This is a genomic window from Stenotrophomonas maltophilia (assembly GCF_004920835.1).
In the GTDB taxonomy this organism is placed as follows: Bacteria; Pseudomonadota; Gammaproteobacteria; order Xanthomonadales; family Xanthomonadaceae; genus Stenotrophomonas; species Stenotrophomonas maltophilia_AQ.
In genome coordinates, this window is sequence record NZ_QFHO01000028.1 from 12,326 (window position 1) to 33,411 (window position 21,086).

At 66.5% G+C, this 21,086-nt stretch carries 17 protein-coding genes and 1 riboswitch; of the genes, 4 read left to right on the forward strand and 13 right to left on the reverse strand.

Going from position 1 to position 21,086, the window contains the following annotated elements; all coding sequences use genetic code 11:
* Positions 1–4: 4 nt before the first annotated feature.
* Positions 5–3,214: an efflux RND transporter permease subunit gene (locus DI041_RS16945; RefSeq protein WP_136639430.1), complete on the forward strand. Its 3,210-nt coding sequence runs from the start codon at positions 5–7 to the stop codon at positions 3,212–3,214.
* A 133-nt stretch (positions 3,215–3,347) separates the two neighbouring features.
* Here DI041_RS16945 and DI041_RS16950 read toward each other — a convergent pair whose 3' ends face one another.
* From DI041_RS16950 to DI041_RS16990, 9 genes are all read right to left on the reverse strand, one after another.
* Entirely contained in the window at positions 3,348–5,120 is a 1,773-nt protein-coding gene (locus tag DI041_RS16950) for a DUF885 domain-containing protein (protein WP_169050356.1), read from the reverse strand.
* 313 nt (positions 5,121–5,433) lie between these two features.
* Positions 5,434–5,781 (reverse strand): lipid-A-disaccharide synthase N-terminal domain-containing protein, encoded by a 348-nt coding sequence (locus tag DI041_RS16955; protein WP_046983511.1) that lies wholly within the window; start codon positions 5,779–5,781, stop codon positions 5,434–5,436.
* Positions 5,781–6,503 (reverse strand): glycosyltransferase family 2 protein, encoded by a 723-nt coding sequence (locus tag DI041_RS16960; RefSeq protein ID WP_136639431.1) that lies wholly within the window; start codon positions 6,501–6,503, stop codon positions 5,781–5,783. The genes DI041_RS16955 and DI041_RS16960 overlap by 1 nt, the downstream gene beginning before the upstream one ends.
* Before the next feature lie 89 nt (positions 6,504–6,592).
* Positions 6,593–7,558 (reverse strand): NAD-dependent epimerase/dehydratase family protein, encoded by a 966-nt coding sequence (locus DI041_RS16965; protein ID WP_046983444.1) that lies wholly within the window; start codon positions 7,556–7,558, stop codon positions 6,593–6,595.
* Positions 7,559–7,604: 46 nt separating this feature from the next.
* Positions 7,605–8,336 carry a suppressor of fused domain protein gene (locus tag DI041_RS16970; protein ID WP_046983443.1) on the reverse strand — a complete coding sequence of 244 codons (732 nt, stop codon included), beginning with the start codon at positions 8,334–8,336 and terminating at the stop codon, positions 7,605–7,607.
* 126 nt (positions 8,337–8,462) lie between these two features.
* A complete protein-coding gene (locus DI041_RS16975) occupies positions 8,463–9,386 on the reverse strand; it encodes a ParB/RepB/Spo0J family partition protein (protein ID WP_046983442.1) in 924 nt (307 codons plus the stop codon).
* The gene (locus DI041_RS16980; protein WP_046983441.1) at positions 9,386–10,183 is read right to left on the reverse strand and encodes a ParA family protein; all 798 of its coding nucleotides are present in this window, start codon (positions 10,181–10,183) and stop codon (positions 9,386–9,388) included. Before DI041_RS16980 ends, DI041_RS16975 begins: the two co-directional genes overlap by 1 nt.
* 112 nt (positions 10,184–10,295) lie before the next feature.
* Positions 10,296–10,934 (reverse strand): 16S rRNA (guanine(527)-N(7))-methyltransferase RsmG, encoded by a 639-nt coding sequence (gene rsmG, locus DI041_RS16985; protein WP_032128471.1) that lies wholly within the window; start codon positions 10,932–10,934, stop codon positions 10,296–10,298.
* A 39-nt stretch (positions 10,935–10,973) separates the two neighbouring features.
* A complete protein-coding gene (locus DI041_RS16990; RefSeq protein ID WP_046983440.1) occupies positions 10,974–11,573 on the reverse strand; it encodes a 4'-phosphopantetheinyl transferase family protein in 600 nt (199 codons plus the stop codon).
* 84 nt (positions 11,574–11,657) lie between these two features.
* Between DI041_RS16990 and DI041_RS16995 the strand changes: the two genes are divergently transcribed.
* Positions 11,658–11,909 (forward strand): GlsB/YeaQ/YmgE family stress response membrane protein, encoded by a 252-nt coding sequence (locus DI041_RS16995; protein ID WP_012512507.1) that lies wholly within the window; start codon positions 11,658–11,660, stop codon positions 11,907–11,909.
* Between the two features lie 72 nt (positions 11,910–11,981).
* Here DI041_RS16995 and xth read toward each other — a convergent pair whose 3' ends face one another.
* The 4 genes from xth to DI041_RS17015 all read right to left on the reverse strand — a co-directional run bounded on the left by xth (position 11,982) and on the right by DI041_RS17015 (position 17,748).
* Positions 11,982–12,749, reverse strand: coding sequence for an exodeoxyribonuclease III (xth, locus tag DI041_RS17000; RefSeq protein ID WP_136639432.1), 768 nt, complete (start codon positions 12,747–12,749; stop codon positions 11,982–11,984).
* A gap of 267 nt (positions 12,750–13,016) precedes the next feature.
* Positions 13,017–14,426, reverse strand: a complete 1,410-nt coding sequence (locus DI041_RS17005; protein WP_136639433.1) for a coniferyl aldehyde dehydrogenase — start codon at positions 14,424–14,426, stop codon at positions 13,017–13,019.
* Between the two features lie 154 nt (positions 14,427–14,580).
* Positions 14,581–16,242, reverse strand: coding sequence for an MFS transporter (locus tag DI041_RS17010; RefSeq protein ID WP_136639434.1), 1,662 nt, complete (start codon positions 16,240–16,242; stop codon positions 14,581–14,583).
* 78 nt (positions 16,243–16,320) lie between these two features.
* Positions 16,321–17,748 carry a DcaP family trimeric outer membrane transporter gene (locus DI041_RS17015; protein ID WP_046983432.1) on the reverse strand — a complete coding sequence of 476 codons (1,428 nt, stop codon included), beginning with the start codon at positions 17,746–17,748 and terminating at the stop codon, positions 16,321–16,323.
* Positions 17,749–17,993: 245 nt separating this feature from the next.
* On the opposite strand from DI041_RS17015, the gene acs reads away from it, so the two are divergent.
* Together acs and DI041_RS17025 are read left to right on the forward strand one after the other, a co-directional pair.
* Positions 17,994–19,937, forward strand: coding sequence for an acetate--CoA ligase (gene acs / locus DI041_RS17020; RefSeq protein ID WP_100469970.1), 1,944 nt, complete (start codon positions 17,994–17,996; stop codon positions 19,935–19,937).
* 80 nt (positions 19,938–20,017) lie between these two features.
* A complete protein-coding gene (locus tag DI041_RS17025; protein ID WP_046982592.1) occupies positions 20,018–20,683 on the forward strand; it encodes a response regulator transcription factor in 666 nt (221 codons plus the stop codon).
* A gap of 233 nt (positions 20,684–20,916) precedes the next feature.
* A riboswitch (yybP-ykoY riboswitch) is annotated at positions 20,917–21,006 on the forward strand.
* Positions 21,007–21,086 lie beyond the last annotated feature (80 nt).

The window sequence follows — 21,086 nt, forward strand, 5'->3', positions numbered from 1 at the left end:
GACCATGTTCAAGCTGATCATTGAAACAGCGGTTCGGCACCGCTGGCTGGTGGTGTTCATGGCGGCACTGATCGCCGCGGTGGGCCTGTTCCAGCTGGGCAAGCTGCCGATCGACGCGGTGCCGGACATCACCAACCGCCAGGTGCAGATCAACACGGTGGCACCGGCGCTGACGCCGGAGCAGATCGAGCGGCAGGTGACCTACCCGCTGGAGACCGCGCTGGCCGGCATTCCCGGCCTGACCACCACCCGTTCGCTGTCGCGCAATGGCTTCTCGCAGGTCACCGCGATCTTCACCGATGCCACCGACATCTACTTCGCCCGCCAGCAGGTGGCCGAACGCATGCGCGAAGCATCGGAAGACCTGCCCGACGGTGCGTCGCCGATGCTGTCGCCGGTCACCACAGGCCTCGGCGAAGTGCTGATGTGGACGGTGGACTTCACCGCGTTCGATCCAGCCAAGCTGGCCAAGCCGGGTGAAGCCGGCTGGCAGGCCGGTGAGGTCTACCGCACGCCCGAAGGCAACCTGCTGCGCACGCCGGAAGAACGTGCGACCTACCTGCGCACCGTGCAGGACTGGATCATCGCGCCGCAGATGCGCTCCAGCCCCGGTCTGGCCGGCGTCGATACAGTCGGCGGCTACGTCAAGGAATACGGCGTACATCCGGACAGTGCAAGGCTGGCCGCGCACGGGCTCGGCCTGGCCGACCTGGTCACTGCCCTGCAACGTTCCAACGTGCAGGCCGGTGCCGGTTTCGTACAGCGTGCCGGCGAAGGCCTGGTGGTACGTGCCGATGGCCTGGCGCTGACCACCGACGATCTGGCGCAGGCCCCGGTGGCCACCCGCAATGGCGTGGTGGTGCGCGTGGCCGATGTGGCCGACGTTGACCTGAGCCGCGCACCGCGCCTGGGTGCGGCCAGCCGTAACGGCCACGAAGCCGTGCTCGGCACCGCGCTGATGATCGCCGGCGGCAACAGCCGCACCGTGGCGCAGGCAGCTGCGGCGCGCCTGGAACAGGTCAACAAGTCGCTGCCGGCGGACATCGTGGCAGCACCGGTGCTGGACCGCAGCGTGCTGGTCAATTCCACCATCAAGACCGTGGCCAAGAACCTCACCGAGGGTGCGCTGCTGGTGGTGGTGGTGCTGTTCCTGCTGCTGGGCAACCTGCGTGCAGCGACGATCACCGCGCTGGTGATTCCGCTGTCGTTCCTGTTCGCCGTGATCGGCATGAACCGCTTCGGCATCAGCGGCAACCTGATGAGCCTGGGTGCGCTGGACTTCGGCATCCTGGTGGACGGTGCGGTGATCGTGATCGAATCGACGCTGCTGATGCTGGGCCAGCGCCGCGCCGAACTGGGCCGTGCGTTGACCGCGATGGAACGCCTGCGCGTGGCCGCCGATTCGGCGCGCAAGATGGCACGCCCGGCCGCATTCGGCCAGCTGATCATCCTGCTGGTGTTCGCGCCGATCCTTACCCTGGAAGGCGTGGAGGGCAAGACGTTCCACCCGATGGCGGCCACCTTCATGCTGGCCCTGATCGGTGCCTTCATCTTCTCCTTCACCTTCGTGCCGGCGATGGCCGCGCTGCTTGTGCGGGAACCGAAGCTGAAGGACGGCGATGCGCATGCCGATGATGGCGAGCACGAGACCAAGCTGATCCGCGTGCTGCGCGCGCGCATCGAACCGGTGATCCGCAAGGCCGTGGACCATCCGCGCACGGTGGTGGTAGGCGCGGTGATGATGGTGGTGGTGGGCATCGGTTCGTTCTCGCTGCTGGGCCGCGAGTTCATGCCGACGCTGGACGAAGGCAACGTGGCGATGCAGGCCCTGCGCGTGCCGTCGACGTCGCTGGAGCAGTCGCTGGCGATGCAACTGGCGCTGGAAAAGGCGATTGCCAAGCAACCGGAAGTGGAGACCGTGTTCTCGCGCACCGGTACCGCCGAGGCGGCGATCGATCCGATGCCGACCAACATCTCCGACAGCGTGATCGTGCTCAAGCCACGCAAGGACTGGCCGGATCCGAAGCTGGGCAAGGATGCACTGGTGGCACGCTTCGAAAAGCTGGCCGGGCAGCAACTGGGCAACAGCTTCGAGTTCAGCCAGCCGATCGAGCTGCGCTTCAACGAGCTGATCTCCGGCGTGCGTACCGACCTGGCGGTGATGATCTTCGGCGATGATTTCAGCCAGCTGCAGAAGGTGGCCGACCAGGTGGCGCTGAAGCTGCGTGCGGTGAACGGCGCGGCCGACGTGCGGGTGGAACAGATCTCCGGCCTTCCCACCCTCAACGTGGCCATCGACCACGTGGCGGCGGCGCAGTACGGCCTGACCGCGGCCGATGTAAGTGACGCGCTGGCCACCGGCATCGGTGGTACCGCCGCCGGCAAGATCTTCGAAGGCGATCGTCGCTTCAACGTGGTGGTGCGCCTGGACGATGCCTCGCGCAATGATCCGGACCAGCTGGCCTCGCTGCCGATCGCCACGCCCGCGGGCCTGGTGATTCCGCTGTCGTCGGTCGCGCGCATCACAGTGAGCGAAGGACCCAACCAGATCAGCCGCAACAACGGCAGCCGCCGTGTGGTGGTGCAGGCCAACGTGCGTGGCCGCGATCTGGGCGGTTTCGTCGGCGAGGCACAGGCGGCGGTGGCTGATGTTGCATTGCCGCCGGGCGCCTACCTGACCTGGGGTGGCCAGTTCGAGAACCTGCAGCGCGCGGAGAAGCGGCTGGCAACGGTGGTGCCGGTGGTGTTCCTGCTGATCGGCAGCCTGCTGTTCATGGCCCTGCGCAGCGGCAAGGAAGCCGTGCTGGTGTTCAGCTGCGTACCGTTGGCGCTGGTCGGCGGCATTCTCGCGCTGCTGCTGCGGGGCATGCCGTTCTCGGTGTCGGCGGCGGTCGGCTTCATCGCCGTCTCCGGCGTGGCCACGTTGAACGGCCTGGTGCTGATGCAGGCGATCCGCGAGCGCCTGGATGCCGGTGACCTACCGATGATGGCGGCGATCAACGGTGCGTCCAGCCGCATCCGCGCGGTGCTGACCACCGCGCTGGTGGCGATCGTCGGCTTCATTCCGATGGCGATTGCCAGCGGTTCCGGCGCGGAGGTGCAGAAGCCGCTGGCCACGGTGGTGATCGGCGGGTTGATCACCGCCACCGTGCTGACCCTGCTGGTGCTGCCGACCTTCGCTGCGCGGGTGGCCAAGCCAAGGGCGGTGGGGTGAAACATGACGGGGTCGGATCCTGCGATCCGACCCCGTTTTCCGATCCCCGGTAGTGCCGGCCGCTGGCCGGCAATGTCGAACGATTGCAGTGCGTGCAGGTTGCCGGCCAGCGGCCGGCACTACCTTGGAACGGTCAGGCCTTCTTGCGTTCGGCGATGTAGGCCTGGATCTGCTGTTCCAGCACCGGCAGCGGCACCGAGCCCTGCTTGAGCAGGGTGTCGTGGAAGCCCTTGATGTCGAACTTGTCGCCCAGCTCCTTCTCGGCCTGCGCGCGTAGGCGCACGATGGCGATCTCACCCAGCTTGTAGCTCAGTGCCTGGCCCGGCCAGGAGATGTAGCGGTCCACTTCGGTGGTCACTTCATGCTCGCTCAGCGCGGTGTGGTCGCGCAGGTAGGCCAGCGCCTGCTCGCGGGTCCAGCCCTTGCTGTGCACGCCGGTGTCGATCACCAGACGCGTGGCGCGCCACATTTCGTAGGTCAAGCGGCCGAAATCCTCGTACGGGGTTTCGTAGATACCCATCTCCACGCCCAGCTTCTCGCAGTATAGCGCCCAGCCTTCGCCGTAGGCGGAGATGTAGGCGTTGCGGCGGAACTCGGGCAGGTTCTTCTGCTCGGCGGCGATGGCACCTTGCAGCGCGTGGCCCGGATCGGATTCATGCAGGGTCAGCGCCGGCAGGTTGTACAGCGGGCGCGACGGCAGGTTGTAGGTGTTGAGCCAATAGGTGCCCATGCCACCGCGACCGGCGGTCCAGAACGGTGCGATGTCCGGCGGCACCGGCACGATGGTGAAGCGCGCGCGCGGTAGGGTCATGTACTTGCCCAGCTGGCCATCGGCCCGCTTGGAGATCCATGCGGCGCGCGACAGCAGTTCTTCCGGCGTCTTGGCATAGAACTGCGGGTCGGTACGCAGGAAGGTCAGGAACTCGGCAAAGCTGCCCTTGAACTTCACCTGCTTGATGATGTCGTTCATTTCCTTCTGGATGCGTGCCACTTCATCCAGACCGATGCGGTGGATCTCGTCCGGCGACAGGTCCAGCGTGGTGTACTCGTGGATCTGCTGCTTGTAGTACGCCTTGCCGCCCGGCATCGCTTCGGCGGCCAGCGTGGTGCGCGCCTGCGGCACGTATTCGTTGACGAAGAAGGTGCGCAGCTGCTGGAACGCCGGCACTACCTTGCCGCTGATCGCTTCACGCGCCTGCGCCTGCAGCCTGGCCTGCTCTGCGGCCGGGATGCTGTTGGGCAGCTTCTTGAACGGCGCGTACAGCGGCGATTCGGTCGGGTCTTTCAGCTCGGCGACGGTGGCGATGGACACCTCGCGGCCATCGAGCACCGCGCGCGGCACGCTGAAACCGCGCTTCAGGCCGGCGCGCATGTTCCCGGTCTGCTGGTCGAAGTAGCGCGGCACATCATTCAGGCGGGCGATGTAGTTCTGGTAGTCCTGCACGGTCTTCATCTCGCGCCGGGCCATGAAGGACAGGTTGGACCAGAACGACGAGTCGGCGTTGAACGGCATCTCGTAGCCACGCAGACGCGTCTCTTCGGCCAGGTTGAACACCTGGTCACGGTAGATCGCGTAGTTGACCTGGTTGTCGGGCGACAGGGTCTTCGGGTCGATTTTCTTCAGCGCAGCGAGGGTCTCGTCCCACACCTTCAGGCGCGCCTGCTGCGCGGCCGGGCCGACGTCGGGCATGCGCCTGGCATTGGCCGGAGCGTCCTCGTCCTCACTGGCCTCGCCGCCGCCATCCTGGCGCCACTTCCATTCCTTCTCGTACAGCGCGCGGAAGGCGGCGTCAGCGGGCGATTCGGTGGCCACGCTGGCCGGAGCCGTAGTGGCGGGAGGTGCGGCCAAGGCCATGGCGGGGGTGGACAGGGCGATCAGCAGGGCGACAGCAAGACGAGTTTTCACGAGCACAGGTTCCCGGGAAGGCAGACCCCGATCATGGCACCGCGCATCGCCCGTGGCATGGGACGAAGGTCCTGCCTGAGCCGTGTCCTGGTAGCTGCCAACCTTGGTTGGCAGGCGGGAGACCCAGCGCCGAAGGCGCGCGGTAGCGCGGGGCCATGCCCCGCGAGCGCGCAGCGCGGCCGATGTTGGCCGCCATCCCACAGCCGCCGGGCATGGCCCGGCGCTACCGATGCACGGCCACTCTGGTAGCTGCCAACCTTGGTTGGCACCCGGCGAATCCCAGCGCCAACCAAGGTTGGCATCTACCGAAGACCTAGTGGCTGGCCTTGTCCCGCTTCCAGCCGCGGTGCTTGATGTCCAGCTGCAGGCTGTACAGCGCGGTGAACGCCGGGAACAGGTTCTGCAGCACGCCCACCGAGTCCTGCTTGGCCGAGAACAGGAAGTAGCTCAGCGTCATCAGGCTGCCGACCACGCTCATGTACCAGAACAGGCGCGGGATGACCGGCTTGCCGGCGCGCTTGGAGGCCACGAACTGGACCAGCCAGCGCCCACCGAACATCAGCGCACCGGTGTAGCCGATCAGCTTCCAGCCGGTCACATGCAGGCCGGTCCAGTACAGCCAGGTCAGCGGCTGGTCGAGCCAGTGCAGGGCCAGTGCCATCATCGTTCTTCCACCGCGGTGCGCTTGCTGCGGGTGATCAGCCAGGCCACACCGCGCAGATCGCGGATGCCGACCAGCGCACGGCCCAGGTTGTTGTACTTGGACACGCCGGCGGTACGGTGGCGGTGATTGACCGGCACGCTGGTGGTCTTCCAGCCGGCGCGCTGCATCAGCGCCGGCAGGTAGCGGTGCATGTGGTCGAAGTACGGCAGGTCGAGGAATGCGCTGCGCTCGAACAGCTTGATACCACAGCCGGTGTCTGGGGTGTCATCGCGCAGCATGCGCGCGCGGATGGCATTGGCCCACTTGCTGGCCCAGCGCTTGCTGCCGCTGTCCTGGCGGTTGACGCGCCAGCCGGCGAACAGCTTTACCTGCGCCGCTGCGGCGTCACGGGCAGCCAGCAGCTTGGGAATGTCGGCCGGATCATTCTGGCCATCGCCATCGAGGGTGGCGATCCACGGCGCACGAGCGTGCTTGACGCCGGTTCGCACAGCCGTGCTCTGCCCACTCTGGTTCACGTGGTGCAGCACCCGCAGTTCCGGGGTGGTGGCCTTCAGGCCCTGCAGCACCGCCAGGGTGTCATCGCGCGAGTGGTCATCGATGTAGACGATCTCGAACGGCAACCGGCCACGCAGGGCAGCGGTGATCTCGGCCACCAGCGGTGCGACGTTGTCGCGCTCGTTGAACACCGGGACGACGACGGAAAGCTCGGGTTGGCTCATGGGGGACTCGGCCAAGAGGGAACAAAGACCGCGCATTCTCCGAAACCAAGGTTATCCGAAGATGAATCCGGTTGTGTGAGGATCCACTCTCAGGCGCGGTCGCCAAAATACTCGCGGCACCACTGCACGACGGGCGGCAGCCCCGCTTCGATCGGGGTGACCGCATCGAAGCCGAATGCGTCATGTGCACGCCGGGTATCCGCCATCGTGCGCACCATGTCGCCCGGCTGCATCGGCTTGTAGACCTTCTGCGCAGGGCGGCCGGCAGCCTGTTCGATCACGCTGATGAAGCGCTCCAGCTCGACCGGCGTATGGTTGCCGAGGTTGAACACCCGGTGCGGCACCGGACCATCGGCCGGATGCGCGAGCGCGCCGAGGATACCGGCCACGATGTCGGAGACATGTGTGAAATCGCGCTGCATGCGGCCTTCGTTGAACACATCGATCGGCCGTCCGGCCAACACCGCGCGCGAGAACAGCAGCGGTGCCATGTCCGGCCGGCCCCACGGCCCGTACACGGTGAAGAAGCGCAGGCCGGTGGCATGCAGACCGTAAAGCTGGGCGTAGGTGTAGGCCATCAGCTCGTTGGCCGCCTTGGTCGCCGCGTACAGCGAGCGCGGCTGGTCCACGCGCTGGTCTTCGGAAAACGGCGGGGTGGCCGAATCACCGTAGACCGAGCTGCTCGACGCATACACCAGGTGCTGCACGCCACGGTGGCGGCACAGCTCGAGGATGTTGACGAAGCCGACCAGATTGCTGTCGACGTAGGCCTGCGGGTTTTCCAGCGAATAGCGCACGCCCGCCTGTGCAGCCAGATGGATCACCGCCGTCGGCTTCACCTCGTCGAACAGCGCGGCCAGGCCCTGCTGATCGGTCAGGTCGAGGGTGCGCAGGTCCAGCGTCGGGCACAGTGCGGCCACGCGGTCGCGCTTGATCTGCGGGTCGTAGTAGTCGTTGAAGTTGTCCAGGCCGACCACGGGCCGACCCGCCTCCAGCAGCGCGCGGGCGGTGTAGGCACCGATGAAGCCGGCAGCGCCGGTAAGCAGGATGGTCATGGCAGGGGCCCGGAAGCAGAAATTCAGACCCCTGATGTTACCGGTCTCAGAACAAACCGAAACGCTTCCTGGCCACGTTGACGCGCCCGGGCTCGATCACGTCCTGGATGTTCTTCGCATCGAAGCGGTCGAGCAGCGCTTCGGCGCCCTTCTTCAGCTTCAGGTCCATTTCTTCCGGATACAGCGGGATGATGGTCATGAAACTGATGACCTTGCCGTCCTCCAGCGCCAGCTCGGCGAAGTCTTCCGGGGGGGTTACCGGCGGCAGCACGATGGCGCCATCGAAACCCACGCCCGGTGCGTAGGGCTCGCTGGGATGGCCATTGGGAATGGTGTGGCCGAAACCCAGCCAGGTGTCGTACTCGTGCGGCAGCCGTGCCAGTCCCTTCAACAGGCGCACCGGCCAGTAGTTGCGCTCATCCTCGAAGGCGTCCTGCGAGATCGGCCAGTCGGCCGGCAGGGTCACCATCAGTTCCATGTAGCGCGGCACGTCCGCGTCCACCTCGTCGGGCACGGTCATCGGCAGGTCGCTCATGCCCGAGGTCACCAGCCGCAGATACGGAAACTGCTCAGTGGCCGGCACCACGTGCACGTCGATGTGCACCAGGTCGGAGATGATTTCGTGGAAGACACCGGACACCGGGCCGAGATGGCGCTCGATGTGCGCGCCGATCGCCTCGATGTGCTCTTCGCCCTGCGGCGGAGTGAAGTCCTTCTCGCGGCTGTGCACCATGATCGGGCTGCCGCCCGGGCTGACGTCGTCGAATGCGTTGCTCATGTCCTGCTCCCTGGATGAGACCACGGGCCGGAGAGCAGTGCATCCCACGGCGCGCGCGGCGGTGCGTTCCCTGTCAATTGCAGGACACGGCAGGAACAGGCCGCGCCCCCCGTCGCGACGCCGGACTCAGGCCTGGCGGGCGCGCAGCTTTTCCAGCACGCCGTCCAGGGTATCCAGGTCGGTGTAATGGATGATCAGCTTGCCCTTGCCACCGCGGCCGTGGCTGATCGCCACCTTGGCACCCAGCGATTCGGACAGCTCGGTTTCCAGCGAAGCGATATCGGCCTGCTGCACCTTCGGCGTGGCCACCGGACGGTTGCTCGGCACCTTGCCGGCGGCGAAGGCCTGCGCACGGCGCTCGACCTCACGCACCGACCAGCCTTCATCGGCCGCTTCCTGCGCCAGCTTGCCGGCCAGTTCGGGGGCCAGGGTCAGCAGTGCACGGGCGTGGCCCATTTCCAGGCGGCGGGTTTCCAGCAGCAGGCGGATCGCCACCGGCAGCTCCAGCAGGCGCAGCAGGTTGGACACCGCCGCGCGCGAGCGGCCGACGGCCTCGGCGGCCTCGGCATGGGTCAGGGTGAATTCGCTGATCAGGCGCTGCAGCGCCTCGGCTTCTTCCAGCGGGTTGAGGTCTTCGCGCTGGATGTTCTCGATCAGCGCCATCGCGATGACGGTGCGGTCTTCCAGCTCGCGCACCACCACCGGCACTTCGTCCAGGCCGGCCAGCTGCGATGCACGCCAGCGGCGTTCACCGGCGACGATTTCGTAGTTGCCTGCCGGCAGCTGGCGCACCAGGATCGGCTGGATCACGCCCTGCGACTTGATCGAGTCGGCCAGCTCGGACAGCTTGCCCTCGTCCATCTCGCGGCGCGGCTGGTACTTGCCCGGCTGCAACTGGCCCACGGCCAGCTTGCGCAGCACTTCACCCGGCAACGGTTCGATCACCGCGGTGCTGGCCTGCACCTGGCTGACCGCACCCTTGGGACCCAGCAGGGCATCCAGGCCACGGCCGAGGCCTCGCTTCTTGGCTGCCGGCTTGCTGCTGGTCATCAGACGATCTCCACGGCCTTGCCGGCCTTGTTGCGTTCGTTGTTGCGGCGGATGATCTCGCCGGCCAGGCCCAGGTAGGCGACGCCACCGCGCGAGGCGCGGTCGTAGCCGACGATGCTCTGGCCATGGCTGGGCGCCTCGGCCAGGCGCACGTTGCGCGGCACGATGGTGCGGAACACGCGGTCGCCGAAGTGCTCGGTCAGCTCGGCCGAGACCGCGTTGGCCAGGTTGTTGCGCACATCGAACATGGTGCGCAGCACGCCTTCGATCTCCAGCGCCGGGTTGAGGTTGGCACGCAGCGCCTCGATGGTTTCCACCAGCGCGCTCAGGCCTTCCAGTGCGTAGTACTCGCACTGCATCGGCACGATCACCGAGTCGGCGGCGGCCAGCGCGTTGAGCGTCAGCAGCGACAGCGCCGGCGGGCAGTCGATCAGGATGTAGTCGTACTCGTCGCGGATCGGCGCCAGCGCACGCTTCAGGCGCTGCTCGCGCTCGCTCTGCGCCATCAGCTGGATCTCGGCCGCAGTCAGGTCGATGTTGCCCGGCAGCAGGTCGTAGCCTTCGGCAGTCTGCACGCGCACATCGGCGGCGCTGGACTCGCCCAGCAGCAGATCGTAGGTGGAGGAGACCAGCTCGCGCTTGTCCACGCCACTGCCCATGGTCGCGTTGCCCTGCGAATCCAGGTCGACCAAGAGCACGCGCTTGGGTGCGTTGGCCAGGGAAGCGGCCAGGTTGACGGCGGTCGTGGTCTTGCCGACGCCACCCTTCTGGTTGGCGATGGCGATGATGCGGGCCATGCGGGTGTGCCTCGTCGACGTGTGCTGGGACCGGTCATTATGCGTACAACCGGCCCCTTGCGGAAATCGTGAATCGCCAACCCGTTGTTCCACAAGGGGCTGGCGACGGGAATCAGGGACCTGTAACGGTGACCAGGTGGCGTTCGCCGGCCAGGCCGGGCACGCTCAACGGGGTCACCTCACGCACCTGCCAGCCAGCCGGCAGGTCCGCGATCTCCTCATGCGGGTAGACGCCCTTCATGGCCAGCAGCACGCCACCGGGGCGCAGCAGGTGGCCACCAACGCGGACGATGCCGGCCAGGGTGTCCATCGCGCGCGCGGTCAGCTGGTCGTAGTGGCCAGCTTCGTCCAGCGCCTCGGCGCGCGATTCGGCCACGCGGGCATTGCCCAGACCGAGCTGGCGCACGGCCTCGCGCATGAAGCGCGCCTTCTTGCCGTTGCTCTCCACCAGGGTGACCTGCAGGCCCGGGCAGGCGATCGCCAGCGGGATGCCGGGCAAGCCGGGACCGGTACCGAGGTCGGCCAGGCTGCCATCAGCCACGAACGGCTGCATCGCCAGCGAGTCGAGCAGGTGGCGGGTGACCATCTCCTGCGGGTCGCGGATGGCGGTGAGGTTGTAGGTGCCGTTCCAGCGGTGCAGCAGGGCCAGGTATCGCAGCAGCGGCGGCGCCAGCGCGGCGTCCAGGCCCATGCTGGCCAGGCCCTGTTCCAGCGTGGCAGCCACGCTGGCGGGAAGTGGGTGTTCGCTCATGCCGACATTATCGCCGGTTTTGCGCGCTGATTCCCCGCTTCAGTGCGGATACCAGGCCAGAGCAGCGCGGAATTGCCCGGTGGCCTGCCATTCGTGCAGATGCCAGCGCGCGGCCACGCCCAGTTCCGGGTCACACCAGCGCAGGTGCAGGGCGCCATCGGCCCCCGGGGCCAGCTGCAGGCGGTGCAGGCCGAACGAGATGCCCTGCCCGTGTGCCTTCAGCATGGCTTCCTTGGCGCACCACACGCGGAAGAACCAGTGCTCGCGCCCGGCCTCGTCCAGGCTTTCCAGCCAGGCCACTTCCTCGGGGTGGAAGAAGCGCTGCACGATCTCCAGCAGGCGGGCCCGCGGCCGCAGCAGCTCCAGGTCGACGCCCAACCGCACGCCCTCGCCCAGTGCCACAAGCAGCACCTCGCCACTGTGGCTCCAGCCAGTGCCGTAGTGGGCCAGCGCGCCGCTCAGCTCCGGCCGGCCCTTGTCATCGCGAACCAGTGGCAGCGTCTCCGGGTCGGTGCCCAGCGCCTGCGCCAGTACCTGTCGCGCCTGCGGTTCGCCGCGGTGGCCCGGCACGTGCGGGCGCCGCCAGACCGTTACCGGGCCGAAGCGCCACGGGCCGTCGAGGGTGGCTGGCAGGCTCATCCGCACGCGCCCATCACGCAATTGCACGACGGGTTCACAGCCATGCGCGTCAACTGGTCACAGTTCCCCACCGGAGGTTCGATCATGGGCATCATCGTTTGGCTGATCGTCGGCGGCATCGTAGGCTGGCTGGCCAGCATCATCATGAAGCGCGATGCCCAGCAGGGCATCATCCTCAACATCGTAGTCGGCATCGTCGGCGCGCTGATTTCCGGCTGGCTGTTCGGCGGCGGCATCAACGAAGCGATCACCATCCGCACCTTCCTGTTCTCGCTGATCGGTGCGGTGATCCTGCTGGCGATCGTCAACCTGTTCACCCGCAAGAGCATACGCTGACGCGGCAGTCGAGCCGGCCGCTGGCCGGCAGACGCATCACAACGGGCCCGGCATTTGTCGGGCCCGGTTCGTTCAACCGATCTGCACCCACGCTGGCGCATGATCGCTGGGGCGTTCCCAGGTACGCGGCTCGCGGTCGATGCCCGAGGCCACCGCACTGCCCTTCAGCGCGTCGGAGACCAGGGTCAGGTCGATGCGCAGGCCCAGGTCGCGGCGGAAACCGGCGGCACGGTAATCCCACCAGCTGAACACACCAGCCTCGTCGTTGTGCAGGCGGAAGCCATCGTGCAGGCCCAGCTGCAGCAGCTTGTTCAATGCACCGCGCTCGGCGGTGGAGGTGAGGATGTGGTTTTCGTTCCACACCTCCGGGTCGTGCACATCGCGCGCATCCGGGGCGATGTTGAAGTCGCCCATCACGATCAGCTTCGGGTGCCGCTGCAGTTCTTCGGCGATCCACGCATGCACCGCTTCCAGCCAGCGCAGCTTGTAGTCGTACTTGTCGGTGCCGATGTCCTGGCCGTTGACCACGTACAGGTTGATCACCCGCAGGTCGCCGAAGGTACCGGCGATGACGCGCTTCTGCTCGTCCTCGAAGCCGGGAATGCCGATCTGCACGTCCTGCGCCGGCTCACGCGACACCAGCGCGACGCCGTTGTAGGTCTTCTGCCCGGCGAACACGCTGCGGTAGCCCGCGGCGACCAGCGCCGAATCGGGGAACTTGTGGTCCTCCAGCTTGGTTTCCTGGATGCCGACGATGTCCGGGCCGAAGTCCTTGAGCCACTGCTCCAGGTGCGGCAGGCGGACATTGAGCGAATTGACGTTCCACGAGGCGATTTTCATGCGGGCATTCTACCCGGGTGGGCTTTGGTAGAGGCCGACCTTGGTCGGCGCCATGCTTCCCGCTGTTGCCTTGGTAGAGGCCGACCTTGGTCGGCGCTTGGGGTTCACGCGTGCCAACCAAGGTTGGCCCCTACCGGAACGGGTCGCGCGGGTTGGCACCCAGTGGTAGTGCCGGCCGCTGGCCGGCAGGTGCAGGTCCCCGCCGGAGGGTCATGAAGTTGCCGGCCAGCGGCCGGCACTACCACTGGGTGCACGCCCTGCCTGGATTCATCGCAGCAGCAGTTTCAACAACCCCGCAATCTTCGAGTACGGCGGCCGCAGCCGGTCACTGGCCGCCCAGCGCGACTGCCACAGCACCGGCAGCCGCTTGCTCATCGCATCGAACCCGGCCCGGCCGTGGTACGCGCCCATGCCGCTGGCCCCTACCCCGCCAAACGGCAGGCCATCGGCCGCGAAGTGCAGCAGGGTGTCATTGACTGTCACCCCGCCGGCCACCACCTGGCCGAGGATGCGCTCCACCGTCGCCCTGTCGTGGCTGAAGGGATACAGCGCCAGCGGCCGGTCGCGGGACAGCACGTCGGCCAGCGCAGCATCCAGATCCGGGTACGCCCGCACCGGCAGGATCGGCCCGAAGATCTCCTCGCGCATCAGGTCCAGGTCGTCCGGCGGGTCCAGCACCACGGTGGGCACCAGCAGACGCTCGCGGTCGGCGCGCGCATCGTCCACCTGAGCCAAAGGAATCACCGGCACGCCGCGTTCGCGCGCCTGCGCCAGATAGCCCTGCAGGCGCCGGTACTGGGCCTCATTGATGATGCGCGTGTAATCGTCGGCATCGCTGAAATCGCCGTAGCGTTCGCGCACCTGCTGCTGCAGCGTCTGCACGAACTCGCGCTGGCGCGCGGTATCGATCAGCACGTAATCCGGCGCGATGCAGGTCTGCCCGGCGTTGAACCACTTGCCGGTAGCCAGCCGTGCAGCGGCCTTGTCCAGCGGGAAATCGCGGCAGACGATGGCCGGCGACTTTCCGCCCAGTTCCAGCGTGACCGGCACCAGATGCTCGGCGGCGGCAGCCATTACCTTGCGGCCCACCGCGGTGGAGCCGGTGAACAGCAGATGGTCCAGCGGCAGCGATGACACCGTTGCGGCCACATCCGTCCCACCCTGCACCACCACCACGCGATCGGGCGGAAACACGCTGGCCAGCAGGTCGGCCAGGAACGCACTGGTGCGTGGCGTGTGTTCGGAGGGCTTGAGCAACACGTGGTTGCCGGCGGCGATGGCGGTGGCCAGCGGCACCAATGCCAGCGTGACCGGGTAGTTCCAGGGCGAGATCACCCCGACCACCCCCAGCGGCGTCGGCCGCAGCTGCGCGCGCGCCGGCCACAGCCGCCAACCGGCGCCCACCCGCTGCGGCTTCGACCAGCGCCGCAGGTGGCGGCGCAGGTGGTCGATGGCCGACAGCACGCTCATGCCATCGGCCAGCTTTGATTCGACGTGGGCGCGGTGGCCGAAGTCCTCGGCGATGGCCTGGGCCATTTCGTCCAGGCGTGGCTTCAACGCCTCGCGCAGGCGGCGCAGGTCAGCTTCGCGCTGATCGAGCGTGGGCCGCTGCGACTGCCAGGCGCTGCGCAGGGTGTGCAGGATGGCGGGAAGGTCGGCTGGGGTGACGGTGCTCATGGGCCGACTATACGGGTGCGACACGTCTCGATGGGGTCAGATCCCTTTCGCAAGCGAAAAGGATCTGACCCCAAAAACAGGGAAACAAAAAGGCCGCGGTCTGCACCGCGGCCCCTGAAACCCGGTGGGTGCCGACCGTTGGTCGGCACACCGGTTATTTGGTGATATCCACGTCCTTGGTTTCGCGCAGGAACAGGCCGCCGATCACCACCGACATCAGCGCGATGATGATGGGGTACCACAGGCCGTAGTACAGGTTGCCGGTGCCGGCCACCAGCGCGAACGAGATCGCCGGCAGGAAGCCACCGAACCAGCCGTTGCCGATGTGGTACGGCAGCGACATCGAGGTGTAGCGGATGCGGGTCGGGAACAGTTCGACCAGGTAGGCGGCGATCGGGCCGTAGACCATGGTCACGTACAGCACCAGCAGCCACAGCATGAAGATGGTGCCGGCGATGTTGATGCGTGCACCATCTGCCTTGGCCGGGTAACCAGCGGTGGTCAGGGCGGTCTTCAGCTCCGCACCGAACGCATCGGCCTTGGCCTTGCCGTCTTCCTTGGTCAGGCCGGCGGCCTCATACGAGGTGACGCTGGCGCTGCCCACGTTCACCATCGCCAGCGAGCCGGCGGCTGCGGGCTGCACGTCGTACGGCACACCGGCCTTGGTCAGCGCGGCGGTGGCCACGTCGCAGGAGCTGGTGAACTTGCGCAGGCCGACCGGATCGAACTGGAACGAACAGGTGTTCGGATCGGCAACCACCAGCGCCGGCGAATTGGTGCGGGCTTCTTCGATGGCCGGGTTGGCGAAGTGGGTCAGGCCCTTGAAGATCGGGATGTAGGTGACGGCGGCCAGCAGGCAGCCGGCCAGGATGATCTTCTTGCGGCCGATACGGTCGGACAGCCAGCCGAAGAAGATGAAGAACGGCACGCCCAGCGCCAGCGCGGCGGCGATCAGCAGGTAGGATGTGGTGGCATCTACCTTCAGCATGCTGCTGAGGAAGAACAGCGCGTAGAACTGACCGCCGTACCACACAACCGCCTGACCGGCCGCAGCACCCAGCAGAACCAGCAGCATCAGCTTCAGGTTGCCGCCCTTCAGGCTGTCACGGAACGGCGTCTTGGAACCCTTGCCCTCGGACTTCATCTGCTGGAACAGCGGCGACTCGCTCAGCTGCAGGCGGATCCACACCGACACACCCAGCAGCACGATCGAGACCAGGAACGGAATGCGCCAGCCCCAGGCTTCGAAGGCTTCGTTGCCGAGGAAGTAGCGGCAGGCCAGGATGATCAGCAGCGACATGAACAGACCGAGCGTGGCCGTGCACTGGATGAAGCTGGTGTACAGGCCACGCTTGTCGTCCGGCGCATGCTCGGCCACGTAGGTGGCGGCACCGCCGTACTCGCCGCCCATCGCCAGGCCCTGGGCCAGGCGCAGGATGATCAGGATCACCGGTGCGGCGAAACCGATCGAAGCGTAGTTGGGCAGCACACCGACCAGGAAGGTCGAGATGCCCATGATCAGGATGGTGACCAGGAAGGTGTACTTGCGGCCGATGCGATCGCCGAGGCTGCCGAAGAAGGCCGCGCCGAACGGGCGCACGAAGAAGCCGGCCGCGAAGGCCAGCAGGGCAAAGATCATGCCCGTGGTTTCATTGACACCACTGAAGAACTGCTTGGCGATGATCGCCGCAAGCGAGCCGTACAGGAAGAAGTCATACCACTCGAACACCGTGCCGAGGCTCGACGCGAAAATGACCTTCTTGTGGCCCTGGGTCAGGGTGCCCGCTTTGTGTGCGGTGCTGGGTGTGCTGGACATGGGACGCTTTCCCTCTGTAGATGCCGACCGTTGGTCGACACGCAATTCGGTAGGTGCCGGCCGTTGGCCGGCACGCTCTTAGAAGCTGTACTTCGTGGTGAACTGCAACCGGGTGATGTCACCCTTGTTGCCGTTCTCCACTTCGCGACGGCCATACATCAGCTCTGCACCGATATCGACCTTGGGCAGCGGCGAGTAGAAGATATTGCCGCGGATGCTCTGCACGCTCTTGGTCACCAGCGGGCCGAGGATGCTGTCGTTGTCGTAGTCGCTGCGCGCGTAGATCAGGTTGGTGCGCAGCTTCGGCGAGAACGCGTGCCGCCAGCCCACGTAGCCGGCAAGCACGCCGGTCGGGTTGAGCTCGTCGCGGGCCACGTCGTAGGCACTGTCGGCGGTGATGCCCAGGCCGATGTAGCGGGCGATGCCTTCGCCGCCGGTCAGCTGGTAGTGCAGCGAATCGCTGTCACCCATCACCCACTTGCCGCCCAGGGTCAGGCCGCCGGCCACCTTGTCGGCCTTGGCGCCGGTGGCCTGGTTGTCGACCTTCAGCTGACGGACGATGCCGCCGACGCCGAAGGTGCCCCAGTTGCCCTTCCAGCCGTAACGCATCGTCAGATCAGGCAGGCTGCCACGATCGGAGTTGGCGCTGGCATTGGTCCACGCACCGGTAACCGGGTTGCGGGTACCGGTGAGGGTGGTGGTTTCCGGGTTTTCCAGCGCGACGCTGAAGCCGCCCTGGGTGTAGCGCACCTGCGCCTGACGCACGAAGATCACGCCGTCGGTGGGGCCGACGAAGTCGACCGCTTCCGGCAGTGCGGCCGCGTCCATGAAGTTGGACCAGGTCTGGCCCGCCATCCAGTTGTTCCAGTACATGTAGGCGTGGCGCAGGGTCACACCGTAGGTATTGGTCGCGGTCTGGTTGCCCAGCGAATTGCCGAAGAAGTCCATCTCGAAGAACGCACCGGCCTTGTTGCCCGATTCGCTCACGTTGTCGATGCCCAGGTTGAAGCGCGAGAACTTGGCATGGGCGTTGAAGTCAGTGCCCGAACGCTTGCCGCTGCCGCCGGCGCCTTCCACCGGCGTCTGGCCCGGCAGATACAGCGAGCGGCCGGTGGCGTCGTCGGCCAGCTGGCCATCGCTGGTCTGGGTGGCGAGGAAGTCGGCCTTGATGAAGCCGCCGATCTTGACCGTGGTGCCCGGCGCGGCGCCTGGGGTGATGGTGGTGACCTGGATCGGCTGCTTGCCGGTCGGCACCGAGGCGACCGGCTTCTGCTCGGCCTGCACGGTGCGGACTTCGGTTACGGCCTGCTGGGTCTGGCTGATCTGGGTCTGCTGTTGCTGTTGCGAAGACAGCAGCGCCTGGACCTGGCGTTCCAGTTCGGCAACGCGTGCTTCCAGCGCTTTCTCTTTGGCGGTCTCTGCGAACGCCATGCCCGGTGCGACCAGGGCGACCAACAGGCAGGCCGCCAAAGGTTTGCGCACGGCTTTCAACGTACGGTGGCTCATGTTGCCCTCTCTCCCAAGTGGCAAGGTGATGCCGCGCGTGGGGCACGGTCGAGCCGAGACTGCGGGGCGTTCACGCACACCGGCTATTCGCCATTGGTCGAACCCGGCCCTGCAGGACGCTCACTTTCGACCATGGTCTAAGCAAGGTGGTGACGCGGGCGGGGGTGGATGGGGCAAACTGAGGGGGATCGGTCGCTGCGATGCTGCGACCGCACATACAAAGTCAACGTGCAAGTGAGGGTGCCATGGCTGATATCTACCCCGTCGATCCGCAGTTCGCCGCCAAGGCACGCATCGACAAGACGTCCTATGAACAGCAGTACCAGGCTTCGGTGACCGACCCGGATGGTTTCTGGGGCAAGGCCGCCGAGCGCCTGGAGTGGATGCGCAAGCCGACGAAGATCAAGAACGTCAACTACGACCTGTCCGACTTCCACATCAAGTGGTTCGAGGATGGCGAGCTCAATGCCAGCGTGAACTGCCTGGACCGCCAGCTGGAGAAGCGTGGCGACAAGACCGCCCTGCTGTTCGAGCCGGACGGTCCGGACGCACCGGCACAGCACGTGACCTATCGCGAGCTGTACGAGCGCACCTGCCGCCTCGGCAACGCGCTGCGCAACCTCGGCGTCAAGAAGGGCGACAGGGTCACCATCTACCTGCCGATGATCGTCGACGCCGCCGTGGCCATGCTGGCCTGCGCGCGCATCGGTGCAATCCACTCAGTGGTGTTCGGTGGCTTCGCACCGAACTCGATCGCCGACCGCGTCAGCGACTGCCAGAGCAAGCTGATCATCACCGCCGACGAGGGCCTGCGCGGTGGTCGCAGGATTCCGCTGAAGGCCAATGTTGATGCCGCGCTGAAGCTGCCCGGCACCAATACCGTCGAAACCGTGCTGGTGGTGCGTCACACCGGCGGCGCGGTGGACATGCAGGCACCGCGCGACCGCTGGTTCCACGACGTGGTGGACAGCCAGCCGGCCAGCTGCGAGCCGGAACGCATGAACGCGGAAGACCCGCTGTTCATCCTCTACACCTCCGGTTCCACCGGCAAGCCGAAAGGCGTTCTGCACACCACCGGTGGCTACCTGCTGTATGCGGCCTACACCCATGAAGCGGTGTTCGACCTGCGCGAGGACGACATCTACTGGTGCACCGCCGACGTCGGCTGGGTCACCGGCCACAGCTACATCGTGTACGGCCCGCTGGCCAACGGCGCGACCTCGCTGATGTTCGAAGGCGTGCCGAACTATCCGGATACCTCGCGCTTCTGGAACGTGATCGACAAGCACAAGGTGTCGATCTTCTACACCGCGCCGACCGCCATCCGTGCACTGATGCGCGAAGGCGAGGAGCCGGTGAAGAAGACTTCGCGTGCCTCGCTGCGCCTGCTGGGCAGCGTCGGCGAGCCGATCAACCCGGAAGCCTGGCGCTGGTACTACGAAGTGGTCGGCGACAGCCGCTGCCCGATCGTCGATACCTGGTGGCAGACCGAGACCGGCGGCATCCTGATTTCGCCGCTGGCCGGCGCGATGGACCTCAAGCCGGGTTCGGCCACCCTGCCCTTCTTCGGCGTGCAACCGGCGCTGGTCAATGCCGATGGCGAGATCAAGGACGGCCCGACCGAGGGCAACCTGATCATCCGTGATTCCTGGCCGGGCCAGATGCGCACGGTGTACGGCGACCACCAGCGTTTCATCGATACGTATTTCCGCACCTACCCGGGCAGCTACTTCACCGGTGACGGTTGCCGCCGCGATGAAGACGGCTACTACTGGATCACTGGCCGCGTGGACGATGTGATCAACGTCTCCGGCCACCGCATCGGTACTGCCGAAGTGGAAAGCGCGCTGGTCTCGCACCCGAAGGTGGCCGAAGCCGCCGTGGTCGGGTTCCCCCACGACGTGAAGGGCCAGGGCATCTATGCGTACGTGACGCTGGTGGCCGAAGAGGCGCCAACCGATGAGCTGCACAAGGAGCTGATTGCGTGGGTGCGCAAGGAAATCGGCCCGATCGCCACGCCGGACCACCTGCAGTGGGCGCCGGGCCTGCCCAAGACCCGCTCGGGCAAGATCATGCGCCGCATCCTGCGCAAGATCGCCGAGAACGCACCGGACCAGCTCGGCGACACCTCGACCCTGGCCGATCCGTCGGTGGTGGCGTCGCTGGTGGACGAGCGCAAGGTGCGATGATGCATCACCCGGGGTCAGAGCCCTTTCCGCCGGGAAAGGGCTCTGGCCCCATGTAGCTTCCCCCACGGTTCCCCCCGACCATGACCACCCTCCTGATTGCCGATGACCACCCGCTGTTCCGCGAAGCCCTGCGAGGGGCTGTACAGCGGGTCATCCCCGGCGTGCAGCTGTTCGAAGCCGACAGCGTGGAAGCGCTGTACGCGCTGGCCGACCAGCACAACGATGCCGACCTGGTCCTGATGGACCTCAACATGCCCGGTGCACAGGGTTTCAACGCACTGGTACACATGCGCTCGTTGCATCCCCACCTGCCGGTGGTGGTGGTGTCCGCGCGCGAAGAAGCGACGGTGATGCGCCGCGCGCTCGACCACGGTGCGCTGGGCTTCATTCCGAAATCCGCCGATTCGGACACCATCGGCCATGCGCTCGGCACCATCCTCGATGGTGAGACCTGGGCACCGCCGGAAGCGCACAACGTGCCGCCCACCGGCAGCGAGGAACGCGAAGTCGGCCACCGCCTGCGCGAACTGACCCCTCAGCAGTTCCGCGTGCTGCAGATGCTCGGCGCCGGTCGCTTGAACAAGCAGATTGCCTACGACCTCAACGTCTCCGAGGCGACGATCAAGGCACATGTCACCGCGATCCTGCGCAAACTGGGCGTGACCAACCGCACCCAGGCCGTGCTGATGGCCGGCAAGCTGGCCATCGACGACGACGCTATCGTGCTGCCGCCGGAAGAAGACTGAAGGTAGTGCCGGCCGCTGGCCGGCATTGGCCTGAAACGCGCGACATCATCTGAACCCGCATTGGTAGGTGCCAAGCTTGCTTGGCACGCTTTTGACGTTGCACCTGCCGGCCAGCGGCCGGCACTACCAGGCACCGCTGCGCTCTCGATATAGCCATCGCTATACAAACCAGCCCTGCCTGCGCGTTTCGCTGGAAATGTGCCACGCGCGAATCGCGATGCTAAGCTTCGCGTCCCCTTGGGGAGTAGCCGGATTCCTTCGCAGGAATCGTCCACGTCAACATACTCGGCCAGTGCGCCGTGGCGTGGACAACCATGATGGTTGGCGAGACCAGCGGCCCGCGCGCGCAACGTCAGGTTGGGCGCGAGCGCAGGCCGTGCGTCCGCCCTAGCCCGACCTCAGC

What these genes read in the sequence shown, in the direction of transcription:
- DI041_RS16945 (WP_136639430.1), top strand. Translation starts at nt 5, where the DNA reads ATGTTCAAGCTGATCATTGAAACAGCGGTTCGGCACCGCTGGCTGGTG.
- DI041_RS16955 (WP_046983511.1), bottom strand. Translation starts at nt 5,781, where the DNA reads ATGGCACTGGCCCTGCACTGGCTCGACCAGCCGCTGACCTGGCTGTAC.
- DI041_RS16960 (WP_136639431.1), bottom strand. Translation starts at nt 6,503, where the DNA reads ATGAGCCAACCCGAGCTTTCCGTCGTCGTCCCGGTGTTCAACGAGCGC.
- DI041_RS16965 (WP_046983444.1), bottom strand. Translation starts at nt 7,558, where the DNA reads ATGACCATCCTGCTTACCGGCGCTGCCGGCTTCATCGGTGCCTACACC.
- DI041_RS16970 (WP_046983443.1), bottom strand. Translation starts at nt 8,336, where the DNA reads ATGAGCAACGCATTCGACGACGTCAGCCCGGGCGGCAGCCCGATCATG.
- DI041_RS16975 (WP_046983442.1), bottom strand. Translation starts at nt 9,386, where the DNA reads ATGACCAGCAGCAAGCCGGCAGCCAAGAAGCGAGGCCTCGGCCGTGGC.
- DI041_RS16980 (WP_046983441.1), bottom strand. Translation starts at nt 10,183, where the DNA reads ATGGCCCGCATCATCGCCATCGCCAACCAGAAGGGTGGCGTCGGCAAG.
- rsmG (WP_032128471.1), bottom strand. Translation starts at nt 10,934, where the DNA reads ATGAGCGAACACCCACTTCCCGCCAGCGTGGCTGCCACGCTGGAACAG.
- DI041_RS16990 (WP_046983440.1), bottom strand. Translation starts at nt 11,573, where the DNA reads ATGAGCCTGCCAGCCACCCTCGACGGCCCGTGGCGCTTCGGCCCGGTA.
- DI041_RS16995 (WP_012512507.1), top strand. Translation starts at nt 11,658, where the DNA reads ATGGGCATCATCGTTTGGCTGATCGTCGGCGGCATCGTAGGCTGGCTG.
- xth (WP_136639432.1), bottom strand. Translation starts at nt 12,749, where the DNA reads ATGAAAATCGCCTCGTGGAACGTCAATTCGCTCAATGTCCGCCTGCCG.
- DI041_RS17005 (WP_136639433.1), bottom strand. Translation starts at nt 14,426, where the DNA reads ATGAGCACCGTCACCCCAGCCGACCTTCCCGCCATCCTGCACACCCTG.
- DI041_RS17010 (WP_136639434.1), bottom strand. Translation starts at nt 16,242, where the DNA reads ATGTCCAGCACACCCAGCACCGCACACAAAGCGGGCACCCTGACCCAG.
- DI041_RS17015 (WP_046983432.1), bottom strand. Translation starts at nt 17,748, where the DNA reads ATGAGCCACCGTACGTTGAAAGCCGTGCGCAAACCTTTGGCGGCCTGC.
- acs (WP_100469970.1), top strand. Translation starts at nt 17,994, where the DNA reads ATGGCTGATATCTACCCCGTCGATCCGCAGTTCGCCGCCAAGGCACGC.
- DI041_RS17025 (WP_046982592.1), top strand. Translation starts at nt 20,018, where the DNA reads ATGACCACCCTCCTGATTGCCGATGACCACCCGCTGTTCCGCGAAGCC.